Here is a 26125-nt window from a genome sequence, read left to right on the forward strand (position 1 = left end):
CCGTTGGCGTATGTGCCGAGCAGACGAAACGGCTCTGGCCGCGCAGTGAGCATGGCCCGCCGACACTGCGACAGGCCGCCGGATATGATCGGACTAGAGAGGCAGTGCTCTAAATTAGCTCCCGTGCATCCGCCGGGAGACTTCTTCGGCCGCCGCAAGGACCGCCGGCAGTAAAGACGAGCGCAGCTCTTCTGTAAAACGGAAGCGCGGGACCGATACGCCAAGAGCGGCAATAATCTCGCCGCGGAGCCCGCAAACCGGCGCTACGATTCCGTATCCGCTATCAGGATATTGCTCCTGCGTGCCTTCGGCATACCCATCCTTTCGGATCTGCATGATCGAGGATCGAAGCGCTGCAGGTTCCGTGATCGTCTGCGGTGCGAGCGGTTCTAGCTCGACGCGCTTGAGGTAATTCTCAAGCTCGGCCTCGGAAAAACCTGATAGCAACAGCCTGCCGGCAGCACCGGCATAAAGCGGCTTTTCTACCCCGAGTGCCACGACGCGGCGGATGGATTGGCGGCCGACCACTTGTTCTAGGTCGACTCGATAGTCGCCCGAGACCACGCTGAGAACGACCGTCTCGTTGAAGGCCCGGCAAAGATCGCGCATCACTGGGCGGGCGACCTCGACGAGACCGGCATTACCGCGAGCGTCTTCTGCCAGCGCAACCAGGCGATAGCCGAGGCGATAGCGCCCGCTGTCCTCGTCCTTGGTGACGAAACCATGATGGCGGAGATTGACGAGGAGCCGCATGCACGTGCTGACATGCAATCCGGTGAGCTTGGCCAGCTCGGTCTGGGTCAGGCTCGGACCATAGCGCGAGAGCGCATCGAGGATCGAAACCGCACGGTCGAGGACGTTGACCCGATATTGCCGTGCACCGGCCTCTACACCTTCTTCCTCCTCGACGTCCCCGGTCATCATCGGCCCCGTCGCCTATTCCAGCGTCAGGATGATCTTACCGATGTGCGCGCCACTTTCCATCCGCTGATGGGCGGCAGTGGCATGGGCCAACGGGAAAACCTGATCGATAACGGGCCGGAACCGGTCGGTGCGGATCAGCGGCCACACCTTGTCGCGAACCTCCGCCACCAGCCGCGCCTTTTCTGCCAGCGGTCGGCTTCGCAAGGTCGAGCCCGTAACGGTCAGGCCGTTCATCATTACGCGGGCGATGTCGAGTTGACCCATGCGGCCATGGTTGAAGGCGATGAAGACCAGTCGGCCTTTGGGAGCCATGGCGCGAATATTGCCCTCCAGATATGGGCCACCGACAATGTCGAGAACGACGTTGGCCCCGCCGTGGCGCTCACGCAGGATCGACGCAAAATTCTCGCTGCGATAGTTGATCGTGGTTTCTGCGCCGAGTTTGCGGCACATCTCCGCCTTCTCCTCGCTGCCGCAGGTGGCCGCCACACGGGCACCGAATGCCTTGGCAAGCTGGATCGCGGTCGTACCGATACCACTTGTTCCACCATGCACCAGAAGCGTTTCGCCTTCCGCCAGTCCGGCAATGTCGAAGACATTTGTCCAGACTGTGACGATGGTCTCCATGAGGCCGGCACCTTCGACAAAGGAAAGATGCACGGGCAGCGGGAGCACCTGGCTGGCGGGCACGGCGCAGTATGAAGCATAGCCGCCCCCGGCCAGAAGAGCGACGACGCGGTCACCGACGGCGAAGTTCTCGACGCCCTCGCCAAGGGCTTCGATCGTTCCCGAAACTTCAAGCCCCGGAATGTCGGATGCGCCCTTTGGCGGGGGGTAGACGCCACGGCGCTGGGCGAGGTCGGCTCCGTTCAGGCCGGCCGCGGCGACCCTGATTAGGACTTCGCCGGCGCCGGCCTGCGGCGCGGGCCGCTCTACAAGCCGCAAGACCTCCGGTCCACCTGCTTCGGCGATCTCGATTGCCCTCATCATCGACATTTCGTTCTCCTTGCGCCGGACCGGGATCAGGCTTTTATTCTCCGGTCGATGAAGTCGCCCACCTTGGCAATCATCGCATCGTTGTCCCACAAGCGCGCATCAACCATGCTTGCGCTCACCTCGAGCACTGGCAGGCCCGCCCGCTCTAGCATGTCGATGCACGCGCGCGTGCCGTAAGAGGAGAGCCGGTCGCCGATTGGCGTCAGCATCACCGCGCCCGATGCGCGAAAATCCTCTGCCTGCTTGAGAATCCATCCCGCCATCCATGGCGGCAGATGCAGCTGCTCATTCATGGAGATCGAGCGCGCAGCAAGCGCGCGCAGTGGATCGTCCTTAAAATACTTACGGTAGCCGTCCGAGAAATAATTCGAGTACATCGACCAGACGAACACCGCATTGTGGCTTTCCTCGAAAGCCCGGTAAAAGCCCGTGTTGAACCACAGACCGGTGTTGAGCCACAGAAGCCGGGTCTTCTCACCAGGGCAGATCGCCTGTCGTTCCGCAATGCGGGCCTCTATACAATCGGCATAGGCTGCCGTGTGATCGACGGACCATTGCGAGCCGCGGTTCCATGTCGCCGCCATCACGTTTGTCAGCTGGTCGGGAAGGCTGACCGGGCATTTTTCGGCCGAAGCGATCGCATCTCGCGCGCGTGCGACGTTTTCTCCGGCTTTGTTTATGCGATGCATCTCGCCTTCGAACTCGTCCATGTCGAAGCGGCGCCCACAGGTGCGTTCTGCAACCTCGATAAGAGCCTTGAGCTGCTCGACCTGGTAATCAAGACGGTGGCTCTCGTAGAGCGTTTCCCAATCGTGCTGGGCCAGTTCCCACCAATTGGGGATCAGCTTTTTCTGCGCCGGAACGTCGAGAAAGAAGGTTTCGGCATCGAAGGCCTTCGCCCACTTCGATGAGATGCGCTGTGCATAATCCCCGCGCAGCCGGTCTAGGATCAGCGCCGGTTTCGGCAACCCGCCATAGGGGGCACGCTCTGGATCATTGTCGAGCGTCGTCATCATCGGCAAGCTGAGGTAGCGAGGCAGGTCGGCGTGGAAGCCGAGCTTCTCCATCAGGTCGAAATAGTAGGGCGACTGGCGCTTCGCGGAAATGATCGACGAGTACCAGGTGTTGGTTACGACCGGTACGTCCATCGTATGGAATATCTCGTGCGGGCTCACCGCAGCCGCGATCACATAGGGCTCGCCCTGTTCCATCGAGCGGGTCCTAAAATCGACGAACCAGCCTTTCTGCTTTTCTTTGGCCAGCGCCGTCGTCGCCAACGGCTCGTTGGCTACCGATGTGAAAATCTCACCCATGAGCCGTTCCCCCGTTCTGCAGACGCGCCGCAAGATCGGCGATGCCACCCAGACAGGCTTCGCCGTTGACCGGACCACGCAGCATGGGTGCGGCTATTCCGAGCCTTTCGAGGCGCACCCTCTCGTCCGGGTACTCCCAGCCGAGCGTGTCGTCGTTCTCCTCGAAATAGAAAGCGACAGCCTTTACGCGGGCCTCTTCACCATTGAGATCAAGCTCGGGATGCCGTCTCTGGAACTGGCGCATGCTGATGCCGTAAAGGCGGTAGCGGGTCTCCAGTGCCTCGATCGGCTCGGCCGCCTCGCTTACGTCATGCTCGTAGATCGCACCACCCCAATCGTGATCCTCGACCGCTACATCCAACCCATGAGCCGCCAAAGCTTCATAAAGCGATGCGTTCTCGTGCGGAGAACCTGAAAGTCCGATGCGGACCGCAGACGGGCAGGGTGGGAGTTCTGCCAGGCCCTCGATGATTGAGCAGAAGTCCTCGATAGGTTCATGCTGGCCGAAGGCCGCAAGCTTGAGCCGTTGCACGCCGTCAAGTTTCCCGCCAACGCTGATGTTTCGAAATGCCGCCCGTCCAGCGTTGTAGCGCACTATCTGCTGCGAGATCGAAGCCGAGTCGGGTCGTGTGCCGGTAACTTCCTCAAGGCGATTTGCGAACTCGCACAGCATCGAATGATTGTAACGGACGCTGTAGTCGTGTGGCGTCTGCAGAAAATCCAGCAAGTACACGGGTGGAAGGCGCTCGCCGTGCTCCAGGCTCTTGGCATAGTCCAGGAGATAGTAGAACTGCAGCAGGCCCTCGGACGTGCGAGGAATTACCAGAAGGTCGAGCCACTGAAATTCTCCCTTCAGCATGCGGTCGAAAAGATGCCGGAGGTAGGCTTCGCGAACCGGCTCCATCAGTCTATCGGCGAACTCGGTTGTCAGATCCTCCGTACCTGGCGCTGTTCCCTTGAGGCGAAAAGGATAAGCTCTGCTCGCCGCGATCATTTCCACCGGCGCAGTTGCGCCGAGAAAGCCCACAACGGGCTCACCCTCCGCCTTCTTTTGGCGCGCAGTCGCGTCCGGGGCCGACCAGGCGCCCCCAAGCCGGGCTAACGCCCGTGCTGCGTTGTTGCCCATGATCATTGCATTTGGGCCCCTGCCAAAAGGCTTTCTAGCTTGTCGCCATCGAAGCCCAGCGCGCGCAGCACATCCTCAGTATGCTCACCGAGGTCCGGCGACGTCGCAGTTGATTCCGGGGAATCCTCGTTCGCAAGGAAACCGCCATTAAGCACCTTCATCTCGCGCCCCCACGAGGGCACGTCGATCGTCTGGAAAGTCGGCCGATCATTAAAATGCGGGTGGGCCACGATGCCTTTGAGATCCCTAACCACCGCCGCTGGAACGCTCGCCTTGTTCAGGGCCACCTCAAGTTCTTCCGCTTCCCATTCGGCGATTCGGCTGCTGACCATCGGGCGAAGCGTAGCGGCATGCTCCCAGCGGCCTGACGCATCCTTGTAGCGCGGATCGTCAATCAGCTCCTCAACGCCGAGAACCTTGCACAGGGCGGCGAACTGCTTGTCAGTATTGGCTCCGATCGAGATCGGACGATCACGGGTCGGGAACATGTCTGCGGTGGCACTCAGGCTGAAGCCCTTGTTGCCCACCCGTTTGGGGACGACGCCAGTCGCATTGTATTTGAGTATCATCGACGACATCAGCACCATTGACGCGTCCAGCATCGAGACGTCGAGACGCTGGCCTTCGCCCGTCCGCTCGCGGCGTAGTACAGCCGAGACGATGGCGAAAGCGGCCATATGTCCGGAAAAGGTGTCGACCAGCGGAAATCCAACCTTCATGGGTGGATCCTGCTCGCTGCCCTGCAGCGACATCAGGCCCGACATGGCTTGTGCGATATGGTCATACGCGGGATTGTCGCGCAGGATCGATTCCTGGCCGTAGCCGGAGATCGAGCAATAGATGAGGTCCGGCTTTATGGCACGGCAGGCTTCGTAACCGAAGCCACGTGCTTCGAGCACCCCTGGCCGAAAGTTCTCCACCAGTACATCAGCTTCGGCAACGAGGCGGCGAAGGGCTTCGGCTCCCAGCTCGGTCGTCCAGTCTAGCGCGACCGACTTCTTACCGGCGTTGTAGCCGACGAAGTTGGGGGAGTTGCGGCCGAAACGCGGATCGTGTCCGTAGTACCGCATCACGTCGCCGTCGCCGGGTTTCTCAATCTTGATGACATCCGCCCCAAGCAGAACCAGCTGCCGCGTGCAAAAAGGGCCAGCCATGACATGCGTCAAATCAAGCACCTTCATGCCCTGCATTGCTTTCGCCATCAAACTCCTCCGGATCCCGGCGTAGACACGTCGGCTTTTTCACGATGTGATTTTCTATTGCATAACATGATACATTCTGAAAAACTTATGCAAGAGGAAATCTGGAACGGACCGCAAGGGCCGGGCGGGAGGGAGGGAGAATGGTATCTGCCCCACGAGTTTCGGTGCGCAACCTGACCAAGGTCTATCGGACCCGCCGGGGGGCACACGTGGCGTTGGACAATGTCTCGCTCGATATCGACCCCGCCGAATTCGTCGTACTTCTCGGTCCAAGCGGATGTGGAAAGACCACGCTTCTGCGCTGCATTGCCGGGCTTGAAGAGCCGGATTCGGGAGAAATCCTGATCGACGGCAAGGTGGTCTTTTCTTCAAAGGCGGGCATCTATGTGCCGCCGGAGAAGCGCCATTTGTCGATGGTGTTCCAGTCCTATGCGCTATGGCCGCATATGAGCGTGCTTGAGAACGTGATTTATCCGATCCGCAACTCCGGGAAGCCACAGCGGGAGGCTGCACGACGTGCCCAGGACGCTCTCGACAAAGTCGGTCTCGGAAAATATGCGGCGGCATATCCCGGGCAGCTCAGCGGCGGCCAGCAGCAGCGTGTCGCATTGGCGCGCGCCATCGTCTCCGGTGACGGCCTCGTCCTGTTCGACGAACCATTGTCGAACCTCGACGCCAAGGTTCGCGAACGGCTACGCCTTGAACTTCTTTCCCTTCAAAGCCAGATCGGCTTTGCCGCCGTCTATGTAACGCACGACCAAACCGAAGCATTGGCCTTGGCCAACCGCATCGCCGTGATGGACGTTGGTACCGTTGCGCAGATCGGCGCGCCGGAAGAGATCTATGATCATCCTGTCTCGCGCTATGTTGCCGATTTCGTAGGATCGGCAAACGAGCTTGAAGGAACGGTCGTCGGAACTGGCGACGCGCTGCGCGTTCGCACCGCTTTCGGAGAACTGAAATCAGCAAACTTTCCGAAATCGATCGCTGAAGGACAGAAGGTCTCGGTGATGATCCGTCCCGAGCACTGCGATGTCGCGGCCGATGCCAACATCGACAACCGCATCACCGGCCGCCTCGTGCGCTCGCTCTACCTGGGGGCGGTGCGCCAGCATTTCCTGGAAACGGAAGGCGGAGAACTGCTCATCACCACGCAAGCGCCTGTCACCGCAAACGCAGACGGAAACCTTACGGTGACCTGCCCGCCTTTGCGCGTCCACGTCTTTGCGCAGGGTACGTGACATGAGCGTTGACAGCGCCGCGCCGAGCCAGAGCGGCTTCACCTGGTGGTCGCGATCTGGGCTGACGCCATTTTCCTTCGTGCTGTGGCTGACGCTCGGCTTGATGGCTCTCCTGATCATCTACCCGCTCGGTCTCGCCATCGTCTATGAGTATGACAACATCGTCGCCAGTTTCCATTCGCTGGTCGACGGGCCGCTGTCGCGAACGGTGCCAACCGTCATTCTCAACACGTTGATCGTTGTCTTCGGCGCCACCGCCATTGCTCTCCTGATCGGGTCGATCCTCGCCTGGATCAATGAGCGCAGTGACGCGAGCCTCGGTTTTATCGGGCAATTGCTGCCGCTTTGCGCCCTGATCGTTCCGCCGGTAGCGGGCGTCATCGGCTGGGCAGTGCTGCTCGACCCGCGCGCCGGCCTCGCCAACTTTGCCCTGCGCAATTTGCTCGAGCACTTCGGCATCACGATGCGCACCGGCCCTTTTAACATCTATACGATGTGGGGCCTCGTGATCATCACCAGCCTCTACACGGTTCCGTACGTGTTTCTTGTCGTTTCCGCAGCCCTTCAGCGGGTCGATCCGGCGATGGAAGAAGCCTCGCGGACCGGCGGGGCGGGGCCGATCAAGACGATGATGCGTGTTACGCTGCCCGCCATCCGCCCAGCGCTTGCGGCATCGCTTCTCCTCGGCGTCATTTCCGGTCTCAGCCTTTTCTCTGTACCGGCCGTCCTTGGTGGCGGTGCACGCATCGACGTCATCTCGGTTTATATTTTCCGCCTGCTGCAGTCCTATCCGGCGCAGACCGGCCCCGCAATCACGCTGTCGATCGGCCTGCTGGCGTTGGTTCAGATCCTGCTGGTCCTGCAGAACCTCGTTACTCGTCCTGGCCGCAACGCTGCAATCTCGGGCAAGGGCTTTCGCGCAACGCCGGTGCGCCTGGGAAAGCTGCGCTGGATCGCCTACGCGGTCGCGGTACTCTATCTTTTAGCGACTGCGGTGCTGCCGATCCTGGGCCTGCTGCTCGTCTCGCTCCAGCCCTTCTGGACGCCGGCCGTTAATTTCTCGACCTTGACGCTTGCAAACTTCAGCTTCGTCCTGTTTGAGAACCGGCAGACGGTGAGCGCGCTGATCAACAGCGTCACGCTTGGCTTCATCGTGGCTTCGTTCAACATGCTGGTCACGGGGGCGTTCGCGCTTCACTTCGCGCGCAATGGCAAGGCGCGCAAGCTCGCCGACATTCTGACCGGCATTCCGGCGACGATCCCGCACACGGTTATTGGCGTTGCCTTCATTCTTGCCTTCAGCCGCGAGCCGCTTCGCATCTACGGGACAACGGCGATCCTGTTGCTGGCCTATATCGTCATGACGCTCAGCTACGCCGCCCGTGCTGCCGCATCGGCCGCTGCCTCGATCGGCGGCGAATTGTCGGAAGCATCGCGTGTCTCCAAGGCCTCGGACATGAAAACCCTTTGGAGAATCTCGCTTCCGCTGGCAATGCCCGGGCTTGTTGCCGGCTGGATCATGGTCTTCGTTCACACTGTCGGTGAAGTCACTGCCTCCGCATTCCTTTCCGGCACGCATAATCCGGTCATCGGCCGCGTCCTGCTCGACCTGTGGAATTTCGGAAACTTCCCGCAGGTCGCCTCGCTTGCACTGGTCATCACCGCCATCTCCGCCTCGCTCGTCGGCCTGATGCTGTTCATCACCCGCCGCAGCCAGCGTCTGACAACGTCATGATTCCGCCAGGAACCGATCATCCGCAACACTTCAAGGGAGGAAGCAATGAGTGAAATGAACACGTTCAGGACCCGCCTTGCCACGCTCGCTTCGGCGGCAGCGCTGATGATAGCCGCGACCTCGGGCGCGGCAGCACAGGCCGAAATGCCTGCAGACCTTGTTGCCGCTGCGAAGGCCGAGGGTTCGCTAACGGTCTACACAAACGTCGACCCCTCGTTGATGGAGAAGCTGTCGGCTGCATTTACCGCCGCTCATGGCATCAAGGTCGACATTCAGCGGCAGGCGTCATCGGCGCTTGCGCAACGTTTCGTGGCCGAGAACGACACCGACAATACCATTGCTGATGTCTACTATTCCACTGACCGCGCCTTCCACGATGACCTCTTTGCGAAGGGATTGTTCTCGTCGGTCGAGACCGTTCCTGGTTATGCGGAATGGCCGCAGGAAGCAAAGTCCGAGGGCACGATCACCATCGGCTACAATCCCTATTCCCTCGTATGGAACAAGGACCTTGTTCCGAACGGCCTGACGAGTTGGGAGCAACTGAACGATCCGGCCTATGAAGGACAGGTGATCCTCACCGACCCACGTTCCAGCGTAACGTCGAACCAGTTCTACAAGATGCTGCATGATCTCTACGGAGACGCGTTTCTCGAGAAGCTTGGCAGCCACGCAACCTACTCGCCGAGCGCGGTTCCGGGCATCCAGCAGGTTGCCGCAGGCGCTCAGGCGATCTATGCGCCTGGGATTCATCAGGTGGTGACGGGCCTCGTTGCGTCCGGCGCCCCGCTCGGCGAGAGTTTCCCCGAGCCGTCGATTTCTTCGAACAACGTAGCCAGCCTGGTCGCCAAGGCACCGCACGCCAATGCAGCCAAGCTTTTCGTAGCGTTCCTGATGACGAAGGAAGCGCAGGCAATCAATAATTTCGACGGCTTCTCTCCGATCGAGGGCATCGAAAACACTCGCACGATGCCGCAGATCGTCAATATCGAACCGACAGACGCCATGGCCGCGTCGGAAAAGATCTATCAGTTGATGGGACTGCAATAAGCTGCTTTCCCGAGCTCGACCAATTATGCCGATGCCGCGGTTCGCAGGAACCGCGGCTCTTTTCTTCCGCCATGAAGCAGTTTCCGCCCAAAGACGCTCAAGATTGATGAGCACGGCCGGGCGAAGGCCGTAGACGGGTGCCGTAGGCCGAAGCCGGACGGGTTCGCTCATCGACCCTCATCGGGCGAAAAGGGCGTGGGGGCGGCGTTCCCTAAGGCGCCTTATGCTTGCTGTTGCCGCCGGCTGGATGCGGCCACCCCTCAACCCGATCGAAGGCCTTCCAAAGATCAAACACTGGAAGCGGCGCGCCCACGGACGAGCGAGGGGGCTTTTGGCGCCACATCGGCCATCTTGTCTCAACAATCGAACCCGGCGGATGCGAAAACTACTTCGCGGACGCCGGACAGCTTCCATTTGAATGGATTATGGAAGCTTGCCTCATGGGCAAAGGTATTAATTTGCGGGCAGTAAGCCCTCTTCTGGAAGGAAACGCAGCCCATCCCCGATCTGACATTCAAAAACGATTGGTTCAGACAGAGGTTTGTAGGTGACCGGAGAAAGCCTTCTCACGGTCAAGGTTCCGATATTATTCGATGCGACCCTATATTGGAGAAACTCAATAACAGGCGCTCCATCAGGCGTTACGGTGAAATGCTCATCGGCATAAGCAATGTGAGCGTTAGGCTCTGGAAGGATTTGAAACGCATCAATCCAGAACCCGCCGACAGATCTAATATTGGTGATTATCGTTCCCGATTTTTGAGTACACTTCTTCAAATCAGAAATTGATACGGTTTCTTTCCCGCTAAGAAGCCTATCACGCAGCTGCTCATAAGGAGAGGGGGTTCCGCCAGAGCTAGTTGGGGGGCAACGATAGACACCGTTATTAGTCCAAACAAGTAACGCAACATATGTCGCCTCAAAGACTGTTTGTAAGAAATGAGCTAACAATAAACTTGGCGATTGCTGACGTGAAACTTGACATACAACTGTCATGGATATCACCAAGGGAATGGCATGGTCATTATAATGTTTGTTTACGTTTCTGCCGTCGCTCCTTAGCGGTTGGTTGGAACCCGGTCAGGCGTAAACGATATCAGGATGGCTTTCAATCCCACTTGATGGCTGGCAGTCCAATCGAGCGTGCGCAGAACAATGCAAAACTCAAAACTGCGCCGAGATTTCCGAGGTATCGGTTCCGGTGAGGGAAAGGCATCCTGGCAATCACTTCGCGATCTTCGACGGAGATTAAAATCTGGCGAGAGCTGTCGGCAGCGCTCGCCCGCTCTGGCACTCGTCAACGCCTTAAGATGCACCCGGCCAAACAGGTTTATCCGCATCATCTGGCTGTGTCGCGCGCACCGTTGCGGTCCGTTTAGCCACTGCAATAACGGCCTGCTTCTAGACTGCCCCGCTCAATCTTCCGGGCTGCGTCCTTCAGCGCTGCCATGAGATCAGTGGGATGACTGACCACTTTTACCTCACGACGGATATTGCGGTTCATCCCGATGCGAACGGTACTCCGGGGCTTTGGGGCCGCATTGTGCGACCATTCGTGCAGGAGCCGTTTGTGTTGTCTGCCGAGCAGGCGAAACGGCGCTGCAGCGAGCATGGCTGCTGCGGACGCCGCAATAGACGAGGTCGGAGAGCGGGCTTTTGGCGCGCCCTCAGCGTGCTCAGAGATTGGTCCGGTGATGCTCGCGCACCGCGGCGGCGACTTTGGCGCGTTCCTCCGCAATCTTCTGCTTCGCTTTCGAACGCGTCGTGTCGAGCAGCATCTTCATTGAAGGAACAAACGATTTGATCTGAGCATTTAGGGGAGGCTTCAACGAGAGCCTCAATCATGAGCCGCAGGTCTCCAGCCTTTGAAGGTGAACCCGTAATCGGCTTGAGATGCAAAGTGCTCGCCGCCTTCACGGCGGGACTGCTTTCTTTTGCAGTCCTTGGGCCCGCCCTTGGCCAGCAAAGCCCCGGCGCGAACATAGCGCCGCCACCAGCCGCCGCTCCGGCCGATGACGGGCAATGGACGATGCCCGCCAAGAATTACGCCTCCACGCGCTACAGCGAGCTGAGCGAGATCAATGAGAGCAATGTGGGCCGGCTGCAGGTGGCCTTCACCTTCTCAACCGGCGTGGCGAAAGGTCATGAGGCAGCGCCCTTGGTCGTCGGCGCCACAATGTATATCGTCACCCCCTTTCCCAACATCCTTTATGCGCTCGACCTCACCAAGCCGGGCGCTCCAATGAAATGGAAATTCGAGCCGAAGCCCGAACCTGCTGCGCAGGGCGTGGCCTGCTGCGACGTGGTGAATCGGGGCGCTGTCTTTTCGAACGGCCGCATATTCTTCGCCACGCTCGATGGTCATGCGGTCGCCGTCGATGCCGAGACCGGCGAGCAGGTCTGGAACACGAAGATCGGCAACATCAATATCGGCGAGACCATCACGATGGCGCCGCTGGTGGTGAAGGACAAGGTACTGGTCGGCAATTCCGGCGGCGAACTGGGCGTGCGCGGCTGGATCAAAGCGCTCGATGTCGATGATGGGCACGTTGTCTGGACCGCCTACAGCACCGGCCCGGACAATGAAGTGCTCATCGGGGCGGAGTTCAAGCCCTTCTACGAGATGGACCAAGGGAGGGATCTGGGCGTCACAAGCTGGCCGCCGGACGCGTGGAAGATCGGCGGCGGCAATGTGTGGGGCTGGATTTCCTACGATCCCGAACTCGACCTGATCTATCACGGCACTGGAAATCCGGGTCCGTGGAATCCGGATTTGCGCCCCGGCGACAACAAATGGACGGCCGGTATTTTTGCGCGCGATCCCGATACGGGGTCGGCGCATTGGTTCTATCAATGGACGCCGCACGACCAGCACGATTATGACGGGATCAACGAGCAGATCCTGCTCGACATGGACTGGCAAGGCCAGCCGCGAAAGGTTCTCGTCCGGCCCGAGCGAAACGGCTATGTCTACGTGCTGGACCGGACCACCGGCGAAGTGCTCTCGGCGAAGCCGTTCGGGGCCGTCAATTCGAGCAAAGGCGTCGACCTTGAAACCGGCAGGCTGATCGAGAATCCCGAGAAGAAGACAGGCACCGGCAAGGTCGTCCGCGATATCTGCCCGACGGCATCGGGCGCCAAGGATTGGCAGCCTTCCGCCTTCTCGCCCCGTACGGGGCTGCTCTATATTCCTCACAGCAATCTATGCATGGATGAGCAGGGCGTCGAGGTGAACTATATCGCCGGCACCCCTTATGTCGGCATGAATGTGCGCATGAAGCCGGGGCCAGGTGGGCATCGCGGCGAATTCACCGCCTGGGACATCGCCAACGAAAAACCTGCCTGGAAGCTCAAGGAGAATTTCCCCGTCTGGAGCGGAGCGCTCGTGACCGCCGGCGACGTGGTGTTCTACGGGACCATGGAAGGCTGGTTCAAGGCTGTGAGCGCCAGGACGGGCGAGCTGTTGTGGCAGTTCAAGACCTCGTCGGGGATCATCGGTCAGCCTATCGCCTATCGTGGCCCCGATGGGCATGAATATATCGCGGTGCTTTCCGGCGTGGGCGGTTGGGCCGGTGCCATCGTGACGGGTGATCTCGATCCGCGCGATGCGACCGCCGCGCTCGGCTTCGCCAACGCGATGAGGGACCTCAAGGATGCCACCAATGCCGGAGGGGCGCTCTATGTGTTCCGGCTGCCTTGATACGGTGGGTCCGGTTCTGAGGCGGGGCGGAGGTCGGCTTGTCCGGTGGTTCGTCCTCTCCCTGCCCATCATCGTCGGGCTTGCAGTGCCGGCGTCGGCGCGGGAATTGAGAGTGTGCGCCGATCCGAACAACCTTCCTTTCTCGAATGAACGCGGCGAGGGTTTCGAGAACAAGATCGTCGAGATCCTTGCAAAGGATCTCGGAGCGGAAGTCTCCTATGTCTGGTGGGCGCAGCGGCGCGGATTTGTCCGCAACACGCTTAAGGCCGGCCTTTGCGATCTCATTCCGGGCACGCCGGCTGATCTCGAAATGCTGAGCCCGACTGCGCCCTATTACCGGTCGAGCTATGTTTTCGTCACACGCGAGGATGGGCCGGATATTTCGTCCTTCGATGATCCGCGGCTTCGCGACCTTACGATCGGCGTGCAACTGATCGGCGACGATGGCGCAGACCCACCTCCCGTAACCGAACTGGCGCGCCGTGGCATCGTCGGCCGACTGCGCGGGTTTCCCGTCTATGGGGACTATTCGCTGCCAAACCCGCCGTCGAGAATTATCGAAGCGGTTGCCGAGGGCGAGATCGACGTGGCGATCGCCTGGGGGCCGCTCGCCGGTTATTTCGCGGAAAGACAGCCGGTGAGGCTGAAGGTCGCTCCGGTTTCGCCGCAGGCCGATCAGGCTACGATACCGATGGTCTACGACATCTCGATGGGCGTGCGCCGCGACGACGAGGGTTTGCGTGGCGAGATCGATGCTGCACTCGCCAAGCACAAGCCGGAGATAAAGGCGGTGCTGACCGAGTACAATGTGCCGCTGCTTGACCCGACTGGCAGTAGATCACCATGAAAACCCGCGTTCTCCTCCTGATGCTGCTGTGTGTCGCGATCCCGGTCGCCGGCTGCGAGCGGGAGGAGCGGAACACCCGGCCCGACCCGGCGCTCGGCAGCAGCGAGCAAGGCGTACCGGTAACCACATTGGCGCCTGGAGGGGAGCGGCCGTCGCTTTCCGATACGAAGGCAGCCGAGTTCGAGAACAACGCTTACCATCTCAGCGAGGGCAAGAGGCTGTTCGACTGGTTCAACTGCTCGGGCTGCCATGCCAATGGCGGCGGGGGCATGGGGCCGGCCCTGATGGATGACAAATGGATTTATGGCGGCTCCATCGAATCGATCCACGCGACGATCCGGGATGGCCGGCCGAACGGGATGCCGTCCTTCCGTGACCGGATACCCGACGATCAGATCTGGGAACTTGCCGCATTCGTGCGTGCTCTCTCGGGCAATGCTTCGAAGGCGGCCGCTCCCAGCCGCAACGACGATATGATGGCGCATCCGTCCGAAAACAGGCTGCCGAATGCGACCACCCTGGGGAAATCGCCATGACAAAGGCAGCGGGCCGGATCGCCGGCGCGGTGTTGCTGGCCTTCATCCTTTCCGGTTGCAGCGGCGTGCAGTCGGCCTTGGATCCGAAGGGGCCTGCGGCCGGCGAACTCGCGCGGCTCATCTGGTTCTTCACCGTTCTCTGCACGATCATCTGGGTGCTGGTAATGGGCGTGGTTGCCGGCATCCTGTTGCGTCGAAGGCAAAGGCGATTGCACGATCCGCTTCGTGTCGATCAGGACGAAGAGCGGACGATCTCGCGCGTGGTGATCTCGGCGGTCGGTGCCACTGCCCTGGTGCTGGTCGGGCTCACACTTCTCAGCTTCTTCGCCAACCGTACGCTTGCGGGAATCGGCGAAGACGCGGTCCTGACGATCCGTCTCACAGGGCATCAATGGTGGTGGGAGGTGCGTTATGAAAACGCGGAACCGAACCGGATCCTGACCACAGCCAACGAGATCCACATCCCGGCAGGCGAGGCGGTTCGCCTCCTTCTCGAGTCGGACGATGTCATCCACTCGTTCTGGGTTCCGTCGCTGCATGGGAAGCTCGATCTCGTTCCCGGCATGGTCAACACGCTGACCCTGCGGGCCGACAGGCCCGGCATTTATCGCGGCCAGTGTGCGGAGTTTTGCGGCGCCCAGCACGCCCATATGGCGACCCTTGTGGTCGCCCAGCCGCGGGCCGAGTTCGACGCCTGGTACGACGAGCAGCTGAAATCGGCCGTCGAACCTTCTTCGGAAGAGCAGCGGACCGGGCGCGACACCTTCCTCAACGGCCCTTGTGTCATGTGTCACAGGATCCAGGGCACGCCTGCCGGGGCGATCACCGGTCCCGATCTCACTCACGTCGCCAGCCGGCAGACGATCGCAGCGGGCACCTTGCGGTTCAGTCGCGGCAATCTTGCCGCCTGGATCGCCGATCCACAGGGTATCAAACCCGGCTCCAAGATGCCGGTCATGGATCTCGATGGTGACCAGCTCAATGCGATCGTAGCCTATCTCGAGAGCCTCAAATGAGCAGCGCCGACCTCGCGCCGAAGCCGGAAGGCATCCTGGATACGGAACTTGATGCAGAAAGCCTGCGGCGCCGGCTGGCGGAGACCTGGAAGACCAGGTCGGGATTGGTCGGTTTTCTTTCAAGCGTCGACCATAAGGTCATCGCACGAAGATACCTGATCACCGCCCTGATCTTTCTCTGTCTGGGCGGCCTCAGCGCCGTCGCCATGCGTGTCCAGCTTTCAGGCCCCGAACGCGGCCTAATCGGTCCGGACCTCTACAACCAGCTCTTCACGATGCACGGCGTGACGATGATGTTCCTGTTCGCCGTGCCTATCATGCAGGCCGTCGGCCTCTATCTCGTTCCACTGATGGTTGGGACGCGCAACATCGCTTTCCCGCGCCTCAGTGCCTTTTCCTATTGGGTTTATCTTTCCGGCGGCGTGTTTGTCTGGGTCTCGTTCTTCCTGAATATGGGGCCGGATATCGGCTGGTTCGCCTATGTGCCGTTATCGGGCCCCGAATTCGCGCCCGGCAAGCGCGCGGACGTATGGGCGCAGATGATCACCTATACGGAGGTCTCCTCCCTTGCCGTGGCGGTGGCCACCATAGTCACGGTGCTGAAACAGCGCGCCCCCGGCATGTCGCTCGACCGCATACCGCTGTTCGTCTGGGCAATTCTCGTCACCTCCTTCGTCATCGTCTTTGCCATGCCCTCGGTGATGATCGCCTCGAGCTTTCTCATCCTCGACAGGCTGGTGGGCACACACATATTCAATCCGGCAGAAGGCGGAGACGCACTGATCTTCCAGCATCTCTTCTGGTTCTTCGGGCATCCGGAGGTCTACATCATCTTCCTGCCGGCGACCGGAATGGTTTCCGCCATCGTCCCGACCTTCGCCAGGCGGCCGATCTTCGGCTATCTCGCCCTGGTTCTCTCCCTGATCGCCGTCGGTATCCTCTCCTTCGGGCTGTGGGTTCACCATATGTTCGCGACCGGCCTGCCCAAGCTCGGCGCCAGTTTCTTCACCGCCTCCAGCATGCTGATCGCCATCCCGAACGGCATACAGATCTTCTGCTGGCTGGCGACGCTATGGAGCGGCGGACCGCTTCGCCTGAAGACGCCGCTGCTCTTCGTGTTCGGCTTCTTCTTCATCTTCGTCGCGGGAGGCTTGACCGGCGTCATGCTCGCCTCGGTGCCGCTCGACCTGCAGGTGCACGACACCTATTTCGTGGTCGCACATTTCCATTACGTGCTGATCGGCGGGGCGGTTTTTCCGCTGCTCGGCGCGACCTATTACTGGTTTCCCAAGCTCACCGGCCGGATGATGAGCGAGCGCCTCGGCCGCTGGCATTTCTGGCTCGCCTTCATCGGCTTCAATGCGGCGTTCTTCCCGATGCACATTGTCGGGCTATGGGGCATGCCGCGCCGCGTCTACACCTATCCTGTCGAGCTCGGCTGGGGCGGCATCAACCTCTTCATCACCGCCGGTGCACTCTTGTTCTTCCTCAGCTTCGTGCTGTTCGTGATCAATCTCGCCCGGAGCGCCCGTAGTGGCGAGGCCGCAGGTGAAAACCCCTGGGACGCCGGCACGCTGGAATGGGCGGTCTCCTCACCACCGCCGAACTACAATTTTGCGCGCATACCCGTGGTCGCCCATTCGGAACCGCTCTGGGCCGAGCGCGGCTCGATGCCCGTCGCCGCAGGGCTTCGCGTCGATGCCCGCGAGGTGCTCATATCAACGGTCGCCGAGGCCAAACCGGACCTGAGAGAAAAATCGGCCAGACCGTCAATCTGGCCCTTCTTCTCGGCACTGTCCGTCGGGGGCACCTTTCTTGGCTCCATCTTCACGCCGTGGGCGGTGGTTTGGGGCGCGCTGCCGATCGCCGTCTCGCTGATCGGCTGGTTCTGGCCCAAGGGCGCGCCGGAGGACGAAGAATGAGGGAACGGACCGTCCTCGAATTGTCGAGCCTGCCTACATTCGGCTCAGGTCCGCGCAGCCCGACCTGGTGGGGAACGCTCGCTTTCATCGCGCTGGAAGGCACCGGCTTCGTGCTGGCCGCCGCCACCTATCTCTATCTGGCCTATATCGCGCCTGGCTGGCCGCTCAGCGCGGCTCCGCCCAATCATTGGCCGGGCACGATCGTCACGATCCTCTTGGTGGCAAGCCTTGTCCCCAACCACATTCTCAGCGGTTACGCGAAGAAATGCGAGATGCGCCCCGTCCGCATCGGCATGCTGGTCATGACCGCATTCGGCCTGGCACCCCTCATCGTGCGCGGATTTGAATTCCCTGCCCTTAATATCTACTGGGATACGAATGCCTATGGTTCGATGCTGTGGGTGCTGCTTGGCCTCCACACGCTCCATCTCCTGACCGATGTGGGCGACACGATCGTCCTTGCCGTCCTGATGTTCACCCATCACGGCAACAGCGGCAGGCGGTTCGCCGATGTCGAGGACAATATCTTCTACTGGTACTTCGTCGTCCTCACCTGGCTCCCGCTCTATTTCCTCATCTATTGGCTGCCGAGGTTTTAGATGCGCGCGCTGCAGGCAGGTACATCGTGGGGTGGATTGCTTGCCGGACCGCTGGCCTGGGGAATTTCCACGCAACTCAATTACGCGCTGGTGGAATGGCAGTGCCAGCATCAGGTTCCTGTGATCCCGTTTGCGGCACTCCTTCTTGTGCTTTTCGCAATCGCCGGCGGAGTGCTGTCGTGGCGCGCCTTCGAACAGGGCGGCGCTTCCTTCAAGCCGGAGCGTGAAGCTGGCACCGAGCGCTTCGTCGCAATGCTCGGCATGCTCACGGCAGCACTGTTCGCCCTTGTCACGCTGATGCAGGGCGCAGCTTCGCTCATCCTGGACGAGTGCACGCGATGAACTGGTTCTTCGACGCTTCGATCTGTTTCGGCGCGGGCGCGCCCCAGATCGGCTGGACTGTCGGCCCTGCGATCCTCCTGCCGCTGATCGCGGTTGCGTTGCTTTACGCGGGCGGTGCCTGGCGGCTGTTCCGGCGAAGCAGCAGAGCACAGGGATTGCGGTTGCAGCAAGCTTGGCTTTTCGCCGCCGGGTGGGCGGCGCTCGCCATCGCGCTTGTGACGCCGCTTCATGCCTGGAGCGAGCATCTTTTCACCGCGCATATGATCGAGCATGAGCTGATGATGATCGTGGCCGCACCGCTGATCGTAGCCTCCGGCCCCGGTGCGGCGATGATGTGGGGCCTGCCGCGCTCCTGGCGGCGTGGCCTTGGGCGGCTCTTCCGCTCCGGTGCTCTGTCTGGCCTGTGGAGGCATCTCACGCGGCCGGCGGTCGCGACGGTGCTGCACGGCATTGCAATCTGGGTGTGGCATGTGCCCGGCCTGTTTGAGGCCGCTCTGGAACGCGGCTTTCTGCATTATGCCCAGCATGCCAGCTTTTTCGGCACGGCCCTCCTGTTCTGGTGGGTAATGCTGCCGCGCAGAGGAGGAGAGCAGGGGCCGGGCGCTTCAGTCGCACATTTCTTCCTGACGTCCATGCACACGTCTTTGCTTGGAGTTCTGCTGCTGCTGTCGCCTCGTCTCTGGTATCCGGAAAACTCCGGCCTGTCGGAGCTGTGGGGGCTCTCGCCATTGGAGGACCAGCAGTTGGCCGGGCTGGTGATGTGGGTGCCGGGTGGCCTGGTCTATGGCGGTGCCGCGTTGCTGCTCGCCGGTTTGTGGATCAAATCCAGCAGCAAATCCGTCGAGGGAACGAGTCATGCGCTACCGGCGCGGTAATTGGCGCTTGTTGTCGGAAAGACGCTTCTTCTACACCGCCATAGCCACGGCCATCATGGGCGCGGGCGCGGCGGCGCTGGCCGTTTTCACTTTGCGCCATCGGCGCGAGGCTCCTGCAGCACCTGCGCGTCCGCGTCCGATCGCGACGTCCCGGGCCCTCGTGGTCCGTAAAGAGCTACCTCTGCCGGCAGTTCAAGGCGGCAACTCAGCGCCCGGCCGTCTTTCCCGGCCAAGAGCCTTCAGATGGGCGGCCGCTACGCTCGTGGCCGTGCTGATCATGGGCCTGGCAAGCGCCTGGGTCTATCGCGACCAGCGGGTGGAGCGTCAAACCGATCTTGCCACCGGCGGCGTAGCCGAACGCGCGATACCCATCATGTTGGCGAATGGTTGTGCAGGATGCCACACGATTTCCGGTGTTCCGGGGGCGCAGGGGCAGGCTGGCCCAAAACTCGATGCGACGCTTTCAAAACGGCTGTATCTCGCCGGCGTCATCCCCAATACGCGCGAGAACATGATCCGATGGCTGCGCTCCTCACGGGAGGTGGTTCCACACACGGTCATGCCTTCGACCGGGATATCCGAGCAGGAGGCGCGGGACGTGGCTGCCTATCTCTACGCGATCCGATAGGCAAGCGCGGTTCTAACCTCGCGTGGCCGCCCTCAGGATGTGAGCATGCGCGCGATGCGGTCGAACGCTTCGGCCAATTGCTTCTCCTCGCGGAATACGCAAACGCGCAGAAAGCGACGGGAGGCCTCGCCGAACAAGTGGCCGGGCGCCAATCCGACGCGTGCTCCTTCCAGGATCTGGCGGCAGGCGGATGAGGCGTCCTCATGGCCTTTGAGGGAAAAGAAGACATACATCCCGCCACGCGGTGGGGGGCCGAATTCCGTTTGCGGAAGGCCGGCGAGCCTTTCGTATGCGAGATCGCGCCCGACACGGCACCGCTCCCGGATTGTCGCTACCAGCGGTTCGCCTTGGGTGAGCGCCGCTGCCGCGCCAGCTTGAACAAATCCGGCAGTCCCGCTGTTCATATACTGGGTCATTGCTCCCAGCGGAGCGGCAAGATCGGAAGGATGGGTCAGCCAGCCAACGCGCCAGCCGGTCATCGCCCACGCCTTTGAGAAGCTGTTGACGGCCAGAACGCGGTCTCCGTCTTCGGCGATCTGCAGCAGGGATGGAGCGACATCGCCTTCGAAAAAGAGGCGGGCATACACTTCGTCCGCGATGATCCATATGCCGGTCTTGCGGCTGAATTCGAGCAGGATGCGGTTTTCTTCCGCGCTCGCCACCCATCCGGCGGGGTTGGAGGGTGTCGGCAGGAAGATCGCTTTGGTCTTGTTCGTGCAGCTGGCCAGAAGCCTTTCCATATCGAGCCGCCAGCCACTTTCATCGAAATCAAGCCCGAACGGGACCGGGACCCCGCCTACCAGCTGTATGGCGTTGCGGACGTTGGGCCATTGCGGCTCGATGAAAATAACCTCGTCGCCCGGATCCACGACGAGCTCCACGGCCAGCAGCACCGCCTGCATGCCACTCGGTGTGACGGTGGAGCGGGAGACCGGGATTTCCCGGCCATGGATGCGGGACTGATATTGCGATAGCGCCTCGGTCAGGGCCGGAAGGCCGCGCATATCAGGAATGTAAAAGGTCATCCCCCCGTCGAGGGCGGCCTTAGCGGCGTCGCGGATGAACTGCGGCGTTACCAGGTCGCCTTCACCATACCAGAGTGGAATGACATCGCTGAGCGAGGAGGCGCGAACGGCGAGTTCCGCAACATTCTCGGTAGACAGGTCACGGATGGCAGCCCGGATGCCGGCTGAGGAGTTTAATGAAACGCTTCCACGCCCCTGATCCATCCAGCTGAATCCTCTCCATACGAACTGTATTCCGTTGCAGCATAATTTTGATAGGCCGGCAAGGTGGTTCGGAGAAGCCGCAGCTTACTCAGTCGCCGGAGCTAGGGCCGTCCCATAATGCCCTGGATGCTCGCGAACATCGGCCAAATTATCAGGATTGCCGGAGAAACGGTATACTGTATCCTGTTCAGGAACGGAGGAGAGACGGCTTGGGAGCCCGAAGGAAAGCGGCGGCAAGTCTCAGCAGCCAAATTCATTCCGATCTGCTGCAGAAAATCCAGCGGGGCGAGATCGGCCCCGAAGACCGTTTGGTTGATATCGGCATCGCGCGGGAAATTGGCGTGTCCCGAATGCCGGTCCGGGAAGCGCTGCTGCGGCTGGCTAATGACGGCTATGTCGTGGGCACGACGCGCGGCTTTGTGCTTCCCACCCTTGATCGGCGGGATGTGGCTGACATTTTCGAGGTGCGCCGGCTGATCGAGCCGCGGGCTGCCGCCAATGCTGCGCGCGACATGTCGGACGCTGACCATGACCTGTTGCGACAAGCGGTGGCAAATGCGGAAGACGCTGTTCGGGCACATGACGCCGGCGGTCTGGCGCTTGCCAATGTCAGGTTCCGGCAAATCTGGATCGGGGCTCTGGCAAATCGGCGGCTTGCGGAGACAATCTCGCGCTTTGCGGATCAAGCTCAGGTCGTGCGTGCGGGAACGCTGTATCAGCCCGACACCCAGCAAATCGTCATTCAAGGGCTTCGCCGCCAGTATGATGCCTATGTGACGCGGGACTCCATGGCGGCCCACGATGCCATGAGCGATTTTCTGACGAGCGCCGAGCGAGCCTTCTTCTCGGAACTCCATCGGCCATAATGCGCAACCACAGGCGGTTCAAAGATGACAACCTCTATCAAAGCGCATCCATTGAAGGGACAGAACAAGTTCAAGCTTGGCGTTTTTTCCGCCAATGCCGATGGAGCGCTGGCGATCACGACGGTTCCGGAACGCTGGTCCGCGCGGTGGTCCGATTGCGTTACGTCGGCCCAGATCGCGGATCGTGCCGGGCTTGAATTCGTGCTGCCCATCGCCCGATGGCGCGGTTTCGGTGGCCAGACGCAGGTCCGCGAATGGTCGTTCGAAACCTTCACATGGGCGGCGGCGCTGGCAGCGCTTACCGAGCGTATCGGGCTGTTCATGACGGTCCATGTGCCTCTGGTGCATCCTGTCTATGCCGCCAAAGCGCTTGCAACGGTCGATCATGTGTCCGGGGGGAGGGCGGGGCTCAACATCGTCTGTGGGTGGAACCCCGAAGAGTTCGCCATGTTCGGCACCGCCCCGATGGATCGGCCCTATGAGCAGGCTCAGGAGTGGATCGACATCATCCTGCGCGCCTATGCCTCGAGCGAGCCGTTCGACTATGAGGGTGCCCATTATCAATTGAAGGGCGTGGTAAGCCGACCGGCCAGCTTGCAGCTTCCGCGCCCTGTGACGATGAACGCAGCCTTCGGCCCGCCCGGCCGTGACTATGCGGCACGCAATTGCGATTATCTGTTCTCCACTTTCTCCACTATCGAGGATGGGCGCCGCCACGTCGAAGACGTCAAGAGCCGAGCCTTCGCCTTCGGGCGGGACGTCGGCGTCTATACCGTCTTGCATGTGGTCTGCCGCGAGACGGAACAGGAGGCCCGCACCTATTACGACCGCTACGCCTTGGAGATGGCAGACCACGCGGCTGTCGACAATCACATGGCGAAGAAGAAGGAATTCGCCAATTCGCACGACAGCGAGGCATTCCGCATTTACAAGCAGCGGTTTGCCGGTGGAGCGGGAAGCTATCCGCTGGTCGGGACACCGGAGCAGATCGTTGATGAGATCGCGGCCATAAGCGCGCAGGGCTATGCCGGCGCAGCGCTCAGCTTCGTCAATTACACTTATGAGCTGCCCTTTTTCTGTGATCGCGTGCTGCCGCTCTTGCGCCAAGCCGGGCTGAGGGTCGAATAATGGCCTCCTTGGGACATCCCGCTGACCTTCTGCTGGCGAGGAACAGAAACGCGCCGGGAACCTTTTCTGCAAAGCGCCATCCAATGGTCAAAGGAGGCGGAGATGCGCGCGACGGAATCCAAGACCTCACCAGCCCCTGCAAGCCTCGGAGACATGGATTTGGTGGCCAGAGCCCTTGCCCATGACCGGCAAGCGTTTCAGGCGATCATGAAACAAAACAACCAGAGCCTCTATCGTATCGCCCGCGCGGTAATCCGTGACGACGCGGAAGCGGAGGATGTGGTGCAAGAAGCCTATACGCAGGCCTTCGCGCATCTGGAGGCTTTTCGCGGGGGCTCCAGTCTCTCGACCTGGCTTTCCCGCATCACGATCAACGAAGCCCTCGGCCGGTTGCGAAGAAAGCGCCGGGCGGAAGGAGCCGGTCTTGCGATTGCTGGTGCGGCGGAGGCCGAAATCATCCGCTTTCCACTGAACACGAGCGAAGGCGATCCGGAGCGAACCACGGCTCAGCGCCAGATACTGCATCTGATCGAGCAGGCGATCGATAACCTTCCCGAAGCGTTTCGCACCGTCTTCGTGGCAAGGGTGCTCGAAGGAATGTCGCTTGAGGAAACAGCGAAGTTGCTCGACCTGCGGCCTCAAACGGTGAAGACTAGGTTGCACCGCGCCCGCGCGTTGTTGCGCAGGGATATCGAAGCCAAAATCGGCCCCGTCCTGCTGGATGCATTCCCCTTTGCCGGCCGTCGCTGCGACCGGCTGACTGCAGCAGTGCTGAAGCGGCTCGGCTTTGATGATTGATTTGCGGGAACGTATTCCCCGACGCGGCATCCAATAGACGTCAACTGAAGGAAAGCCCGGCAACAATGCCGGGGAGAGGAAGCATCATGACCGCAAGATCTTTGGCGGCGCTCGCCGCATTCTGCCTTCTTGGAACGGCTGTTCTGGCCGATACGCAGGAAGGTCCGACCGATCCTCAGATCGCTCACATCGCTTATACGGCAGGTCTTATCGATATCGACGCGGCCAAGCTCGCAGTGGAGAAATCGAAGACCAAGGAGGTCGTCGACTTCGCGAAGGACATGATCCGCGACCATGAGGCGGTCAACAAGCAGGCGCTCGCGTTGGTCAAGAAACTCAATGTCACGCCCGAAGACAATGACACGAGCAAGACACTGACCAAGGCAGCTGCAGACAAGAAGACCGAGCTCTCCGGACTCGAAGGCGCTGCTTTCGACAAAGCCTATATCGATAACGAGGTCGCCTATCACAAGCAGGTGAATGAGGCGCTCAAGACGCAACTGATCCCTGCCGCCGACAATGCCGAACTGAAGAGCCTGCTCGAAACCGGTCTGAAGCTCTTCGCAGGCCATCAGGCTCATGCGGAGCACGTTGCCGCCGATCTGAAGTAGGATGCGGATTATGTCCATCGTGTACCGCCGATGGGTTTTCGTGGCATTGGGCCTGCTCCTGGGCGGGGGGCAGGCTCAAGCGGACGCGATCCGGGTCACCATCGACCAGCTTGTATTCTCACCCGACATCATCACAGCCAAGGTTGGCGATACGATCGAATGGATCAACAAGGATCCGATCGACCATACGGCGACGGTAAAGGGAGATTGGGAGGTGATGATACCCGCGGGCCAAACGGTGATCCAGCCCCTTGAAAAGGCCGAAGCGGTGGACTTCTATTGCCGCTTCCATCCCAACATGATGGGCAGGATCATCGTCGAGGAAAAATAGGCCTTGGCATTATTCCGGACTAGACAGCGAGCGTTTGGGCAACGTTCCAAGCAGGCGAGCACCGAAAAGGTTGAGGCAAAGCCCGGCTATAACCAGGCCGGAAGCGGCGAGCTTCCAGCCTTGAAGCGGCTCGCGCAGCACGATCGTCGATCCTAGAAATCCAAACACAGGCACCAGCAACGTGAACGGCGCAACGGTGTTGACCGGATAGCGCCCCAGCAGGCCGCTCCAAACGGCGTAGCCGAAAAGGGTGGAGAGATACACGATATAGGCGATGGACCCGGCTGAGATCCAGTCGAGGCCGATGAAGGAGTTCAGCAACTCCCGGCCTTCCAGCATCAAGCTCACGACGAACAGGGGCGGCAGCGCAAACAGGCTTCCCCATACGACGAGCCCTATCATGTTGACGCTGCCCGAGTGCTGCGAAATGCGTTTGGAAGCCACGTTTCCTCCGCCCCAGGAGGCCGCCGCGGCCACCAACAAAACAAGGCCGATCGCCGTCACGTCTCCGCCGATATGGGCCGCCACCAACGCGACCCCGGAAAACGCAAGCAGCGCTCCGCCGAGTTGCCAAGACGTGGGTTTTTCCTCCAGCACCAATACGGAAAGCGCGATGGTAAAGAAGACCTGGAGTTGCAGGATGAGGGAGGACAGGCCAGCGCTCATGCCGAGCTTCATTCCGGTGAAAAGAAAGCCGAACTGCATGGCGAAGATGAGCAGGCCGTAGATCGCGACCAGTCGCAGCGGAACTTTCGGCCGCTCGACGAAGAAGACCCAGGGAAAGGCGGCGAGGAAAAAACGCGCAACACCGAGCCCCAGCGGGGAGACCTGCCTGAGGCCGAGCTTGATGACGGCGAAATTGACGCCCCAGATGAACACGACGGTGAGGGCCAGAAGCAGGTCGCGCAGCCGCATTGGAAATCTTTCGAGCAAATCCATCTTGCGCCCGAGCAGGGTTCGAGAGGCGGGCCGTGGGTCGGGCATAACCGTTGCCACGGTCCGGCAAGATAGGCGAATGTCAGATCGGTCTTCTTAAAGCATCGGCGGGCAATGGGAAACGCTGCCTGGGGATGCGTCACGAGTTTCTGCAATGGATTTGTGCGCAGGCTG

General features: G+C 60.8%; 25 protein-coding genes. 17 read left to right on the plus strand and 8 right to left on the minus strand.

Features of this window, described 5'->3' with window-relative positions:
- Positions 1-114: 114 nt before the first annotated feature.
- Genes CHEJ32_RS0105830 through CHEJ32_RS0105850 form a run of 5 tightly spaced genes read right to left on the minus strand, consistent with a single transcriptional unit; the run spans position 115 to position 5549 of the window.
- On the minus strand, positions 115-924 hold the full coding sequence (locus tag CHEJ32_RS0105830; protein ID WP_028033011.1) for an IclR family transcriptional regulator: 810 nt from the start codon (positions 922-924) through the stop codon (positions 115-117).
- Positions 925-936: 12 nt separating this feature from the next.
- Entirely contained in the window at positions 937-1920 is a 984-nt protein-coding gene (locus CHEJ32_RS0105835) for an NAD(P)H-quinone oxidoreductase (protein ID WP_028033012.1), read from the minus strand.
- Between the two features lie 26 nt (positions 1921-1946).
- Entirely contained in the window at positions 1947-3233 is a 1287-nt protein-coding gene (locus CHEJ32_RS0105840; protein WP_028033013.1) for a 2-hydroxyacyl-CoA dehydratase family protein, read from the minus strand.
- Positions 3226-4365, minus strand: coding sequence for a 2-hydroxyacyl-CoA dehydratase family protein (locus CHEJ32_RS0105845; protein ID WP_028033014.1), 1140 nt, complete (start codon positions 4363-4365; stop codon positions 3226-3228). The genes CHEJ32_RS0105840 and CHEJ32_RS0105845 overlap by 8 nt, the downstream gene beginning before the upstream one ends.
- Positions 4362-5549 carry a CaiB/BaiF CoA-transferase family protein gene (locus tag CHEJ32_RS0105850; protein ID WP_198023827.1) on the minus strand — a complete coding sequence of 396 codons (1188 nt, stop codon included), beginning with the start codon at positions 5547-5549 and terminating at the stop codon, positions 4362-4364. Before CHEJ32_RS0105850 ends, CHEJ32_RS0105845 begins: the two co-directional genes overlap by 4 nt.
- A 152-nt stretch (positions 5550-5701) precedes the next feature.
- Between CHEJ32_RS0105850 and CHEJ32_RS24045 the strand changes: the two genes are divergently transcribed.
- The 3 genes from CHEJ32_RS24045 to CHEJ32_RS0105865 are packed head-to-tail and all read left to right on the plus strand — an operon-like array spanning position 5702 to position 9587.
- Positions 5702-6802, plus strand: coding sequence for an ABC transporter ATP-binding protein (locus CHEJ32_RS24045; RefSeq protein ID WP_084032695.1), 1101 nt, complete (start codon positions 5702-5704; stop codon positions 6800-6802).
- A 1-nt stretch (position 6803) separates the two neighbouring features.
- A complete protein-coding gene (locus CHEJ32_RS0105860) occupies positions 6804-8537 on the plus strand; it encodes an iron ABC transporter permease (protein WP_028033016.1) in 1734 nt (577 codons plus the stop codon).
- A 45-nt stretch (positions 8538-8582) separates the two neighbouring features.
- The gene (locus CHEJ32_RS0105865; protein ID WP_084032696.1) at positions 8583-9587 is read left to right on the plus strand and encodes an ABC transporter substrate-binding protein; all 1005 of its coding nucleotides are present in this window, start codon (positions 8583-8585) and stop codon (positions 9585-9587) included.
- 453 nt (positions 9588-10040) lie between these two features.
- On the opposite strand, the gene CHEJ32_RS26625 is transcribed toward CHEJ32_RS0105865, so the two are convergent.
- Complete coding sequence (locus CHEJ32_RS26625) at positions 10041-10583, minus strand: VirK family protein (RefSeq protein ID WP_084032697.1); 543 nt, start codon at positions 10581-10583, stop codon at positions 10041-10043.
- Positions 10584-11430: 847 nt separating this feature from the next.
- Here CHEJ32_RS26625 and CHEJ32_RS0105875 point away from each other — a divergent pair.
- From CHEJ32_RS0105875 to CHEJ32_RS27690, 9 genes are read left to right on the plus strand one after another with little or no spacing between them, the layout of a single operon-like run.
- Entirely contained in the window at positions 11431-13287 is a 1857-nt protein-coding gene (locus tag CHEJ32_RS0105875; RefSeq protein WP_051469508.1) for a methanol/ethanol family PQQ-dependent dehydrogenase, read from the plus strand.
- Positions 13250-14134, plus strand: coding sequence for a substrate-binding domain-containing protein (locus CHEJ32_RS0105880; protein ID WP_245260996.1), 885 nt, complete (start codon positions 13250-13252; stop codon positions 14132-14134). The genes CHEJ32_RS0105875 and CHEJ32_RS0105880 overlap by 38 nt, the downstream gene beginning before the upstream one ends.
- Entirely contained in the window at positions 14131-14670 is a 540-nt protein-coding gene (locus tag CHEJ32_RS0105885; protein WP_051469509.1) for a c-type cytochrome, read from the plus strand. Before CHEJ32_RS0105880 ends, CHEJ32_RS0105885 begins: the two co-directional genes overlap by 4 nt.
- Positions 14667-15686 carry a cytochrome c oxidase subunit II gene (gene coxB, locus CHEJ32_RS0105890; protein ID WP_028033021.1) on the plus strand — a complete coding sequence of 340 codons (1020 nt, stop codon included), beginning with the start codon at positions 14667-14669 and terminating at the stop codon, positions 15684-15686. The genes CHEJ32_RS0105885 and coxB overlap by 4 nt, the downstream gene beginning before the upstream one ends.
- Entirely contained in the window at positions 15683-17608 is a 1926-nt protein-coding gene (gene ctaD / locus CHEJ32_RS0105895; protein ID WP_028033022.1) for a cytochrome c oxidase subunit I, read from the plus strand. The genes coxB and ctaD overlap by 4 nt, the downstream gene beginning before the upstream one ends.
- Positions 17605-18207 (plus strand): cytochrome c oxidase subunit 3, encoded by a 603-nt coding sequence (locus CHEJ32_RS0105900; RefSeq protein WP_028033023.1) that lies wholly within the window; start codon positions 17605-17607, stop codon positions 18205-18207. The genes ctaD and CHEJ32_RS0105900 overlap by 4 nt, the downstream gene beginning before the upstream one ends.
- Positions 18208-18549, plus strand: coding sequence for a hypothetical protein (locus tag CHEJ32_RS0105905; protein ID WP_028033024.1), 342 nt, complete (start codon positions 18208-18210; stop codon positions 18547-18549).
- Complete coding sequence (locus CHEJ32_RS0105910; RefSeq protein WP_028033025.1) at positions 18546-19424, plus strand: cytochrome c oxidase assembly protein; 879 nt, start codon at positions 18546-18548, stop codon at positions 19422-19424. Before CHEJ32_RS0105905 ends, CHEJ32_RS0105910 begins: the two co-directional genes overlap by 4 nt.
- Positions 19405-20052 carry a cytochrome c family protein gene (locus CHEJ32_RS27690; RefSeq protein ID WP_245260997.1) on the plus strand — a complete coding sequence of 216 codons (648 nt, stop codon included), beginning with the start codon at positions 19405-19407 and terminating at the stop codon, positions 20050-20052. Before CHEJ32_RS0105910 ends, CHEJ32_RS27690 begins: the two co-directional genes overlap by 20 nt.
- Before the next feature lie 32 nt (positions 20053-20084).
- On the opposite strand, the gene CHEJ32_RS0105920 is transcribed toward CHEJ32_RS27690, so the two are convergent.
- The gene (locus CHEJ32_RS0105920) at positions 20085-21281 is read right to left on the minus strand and encodes a pyridoxal phosphate-dependent aminotransferase (protein WP_028033027.1); all 1197 of its coding nucleotides are present in this window, start codon (positions 21279-21281) and stop codon (positions 20085-20087) included.
- Between the two features lie 209 nt (positions 21282-21490).
- On the opposite strand from CHEJ32_RS0105920, the gene CHEJ32_RS24050 reads away from it, so the two are divergent.
- From CHEJ32_RS24050 to CHEJ32_RS0105945, 5 genes are all read left to right on the plus strand, one after another.
- Positions 21491-22147 (plus strand): GntR family transcriptional regulator, encoded by a 657-nt coding sequence (locus CHEJ32_RS24050; protein ID WP_034657948.1) that lies wholly within the window; start codon positions 21491-21493, stop codon positions 22145-22147.
- Positions 22148-22171: 24 nt separating this feature from the next.
- Positions 22172-23275, plus strand: a complete 1104-nt coding sequence (locus CHEJ32_RS0105930; protein ID WP_034657950.1) for an LLM class flavin-dependent oxidoreductase — start codon at positions 22172-22174, stop codon at positions 23273-23275.
- A 102-nt stretch (positions 23276-23377) separates the two neighbouring features.
- Positions 23378-24073 (plus strand): RNA polymerase sigma factor, encoded by a 696-nt coding sequence (locus tag CHEJ32_RS0105935; RefSeq protein ID WP_028033029.1) that lies wholly within the window; start codon positions 23378-23380, stop codon positions 24071-24073.
- Positions 24074-24159: 86 nt separating this feature from the next.
- Entirely contained in the window at positions 24160-24684 is a 525-nt protein-coding gene (locus CHEJ32_RS0105940) for a DUF4142 domain-containing protein (protein WP_028033030.1), read from the plus strand.
- Between the two features lie 10 nt (positions 24685-24694).
- On the plus strand, positions 24695-25015 hold the full coding sequence (locus CHEJ32_RS0105945) for a cupredoxin domain-containing protein (RefSeq protein WP_371179789.1): 321 nt from the start codon (positions 24695-24697) through the stop codon (positions 25013-25015).
- A 9-nt stretch (positions 25016-25024) separates the two neighbouring features.
- On the opposite strand, the gene CHEJ32_RS0105950 is transcribed toward CHEJ32_RS0105945, so the two are convergent.
- Complete coding sequence (locus tag CHEJ32_RS0105950) at positions 25025-25930, minus strand: EamA family transporter (protein ID WP_028033032.1); 906 nt, start codon at positions 25928-25930, stop codon at positions 25025-25027.
- Positions 25931-26125 lie beyond the last annotated feature (195 nt).

The sequence above is a fragment of the Chelativorans sp. J32 genome (assembly GCF_000518985.1).
In the GTDB taxonomy this organism is placed as follows: Bacteria; Pseudomonadota; Alphaproteobacteria; order Rhizobiales; family Rhizobiaceae; genus Chelativorans.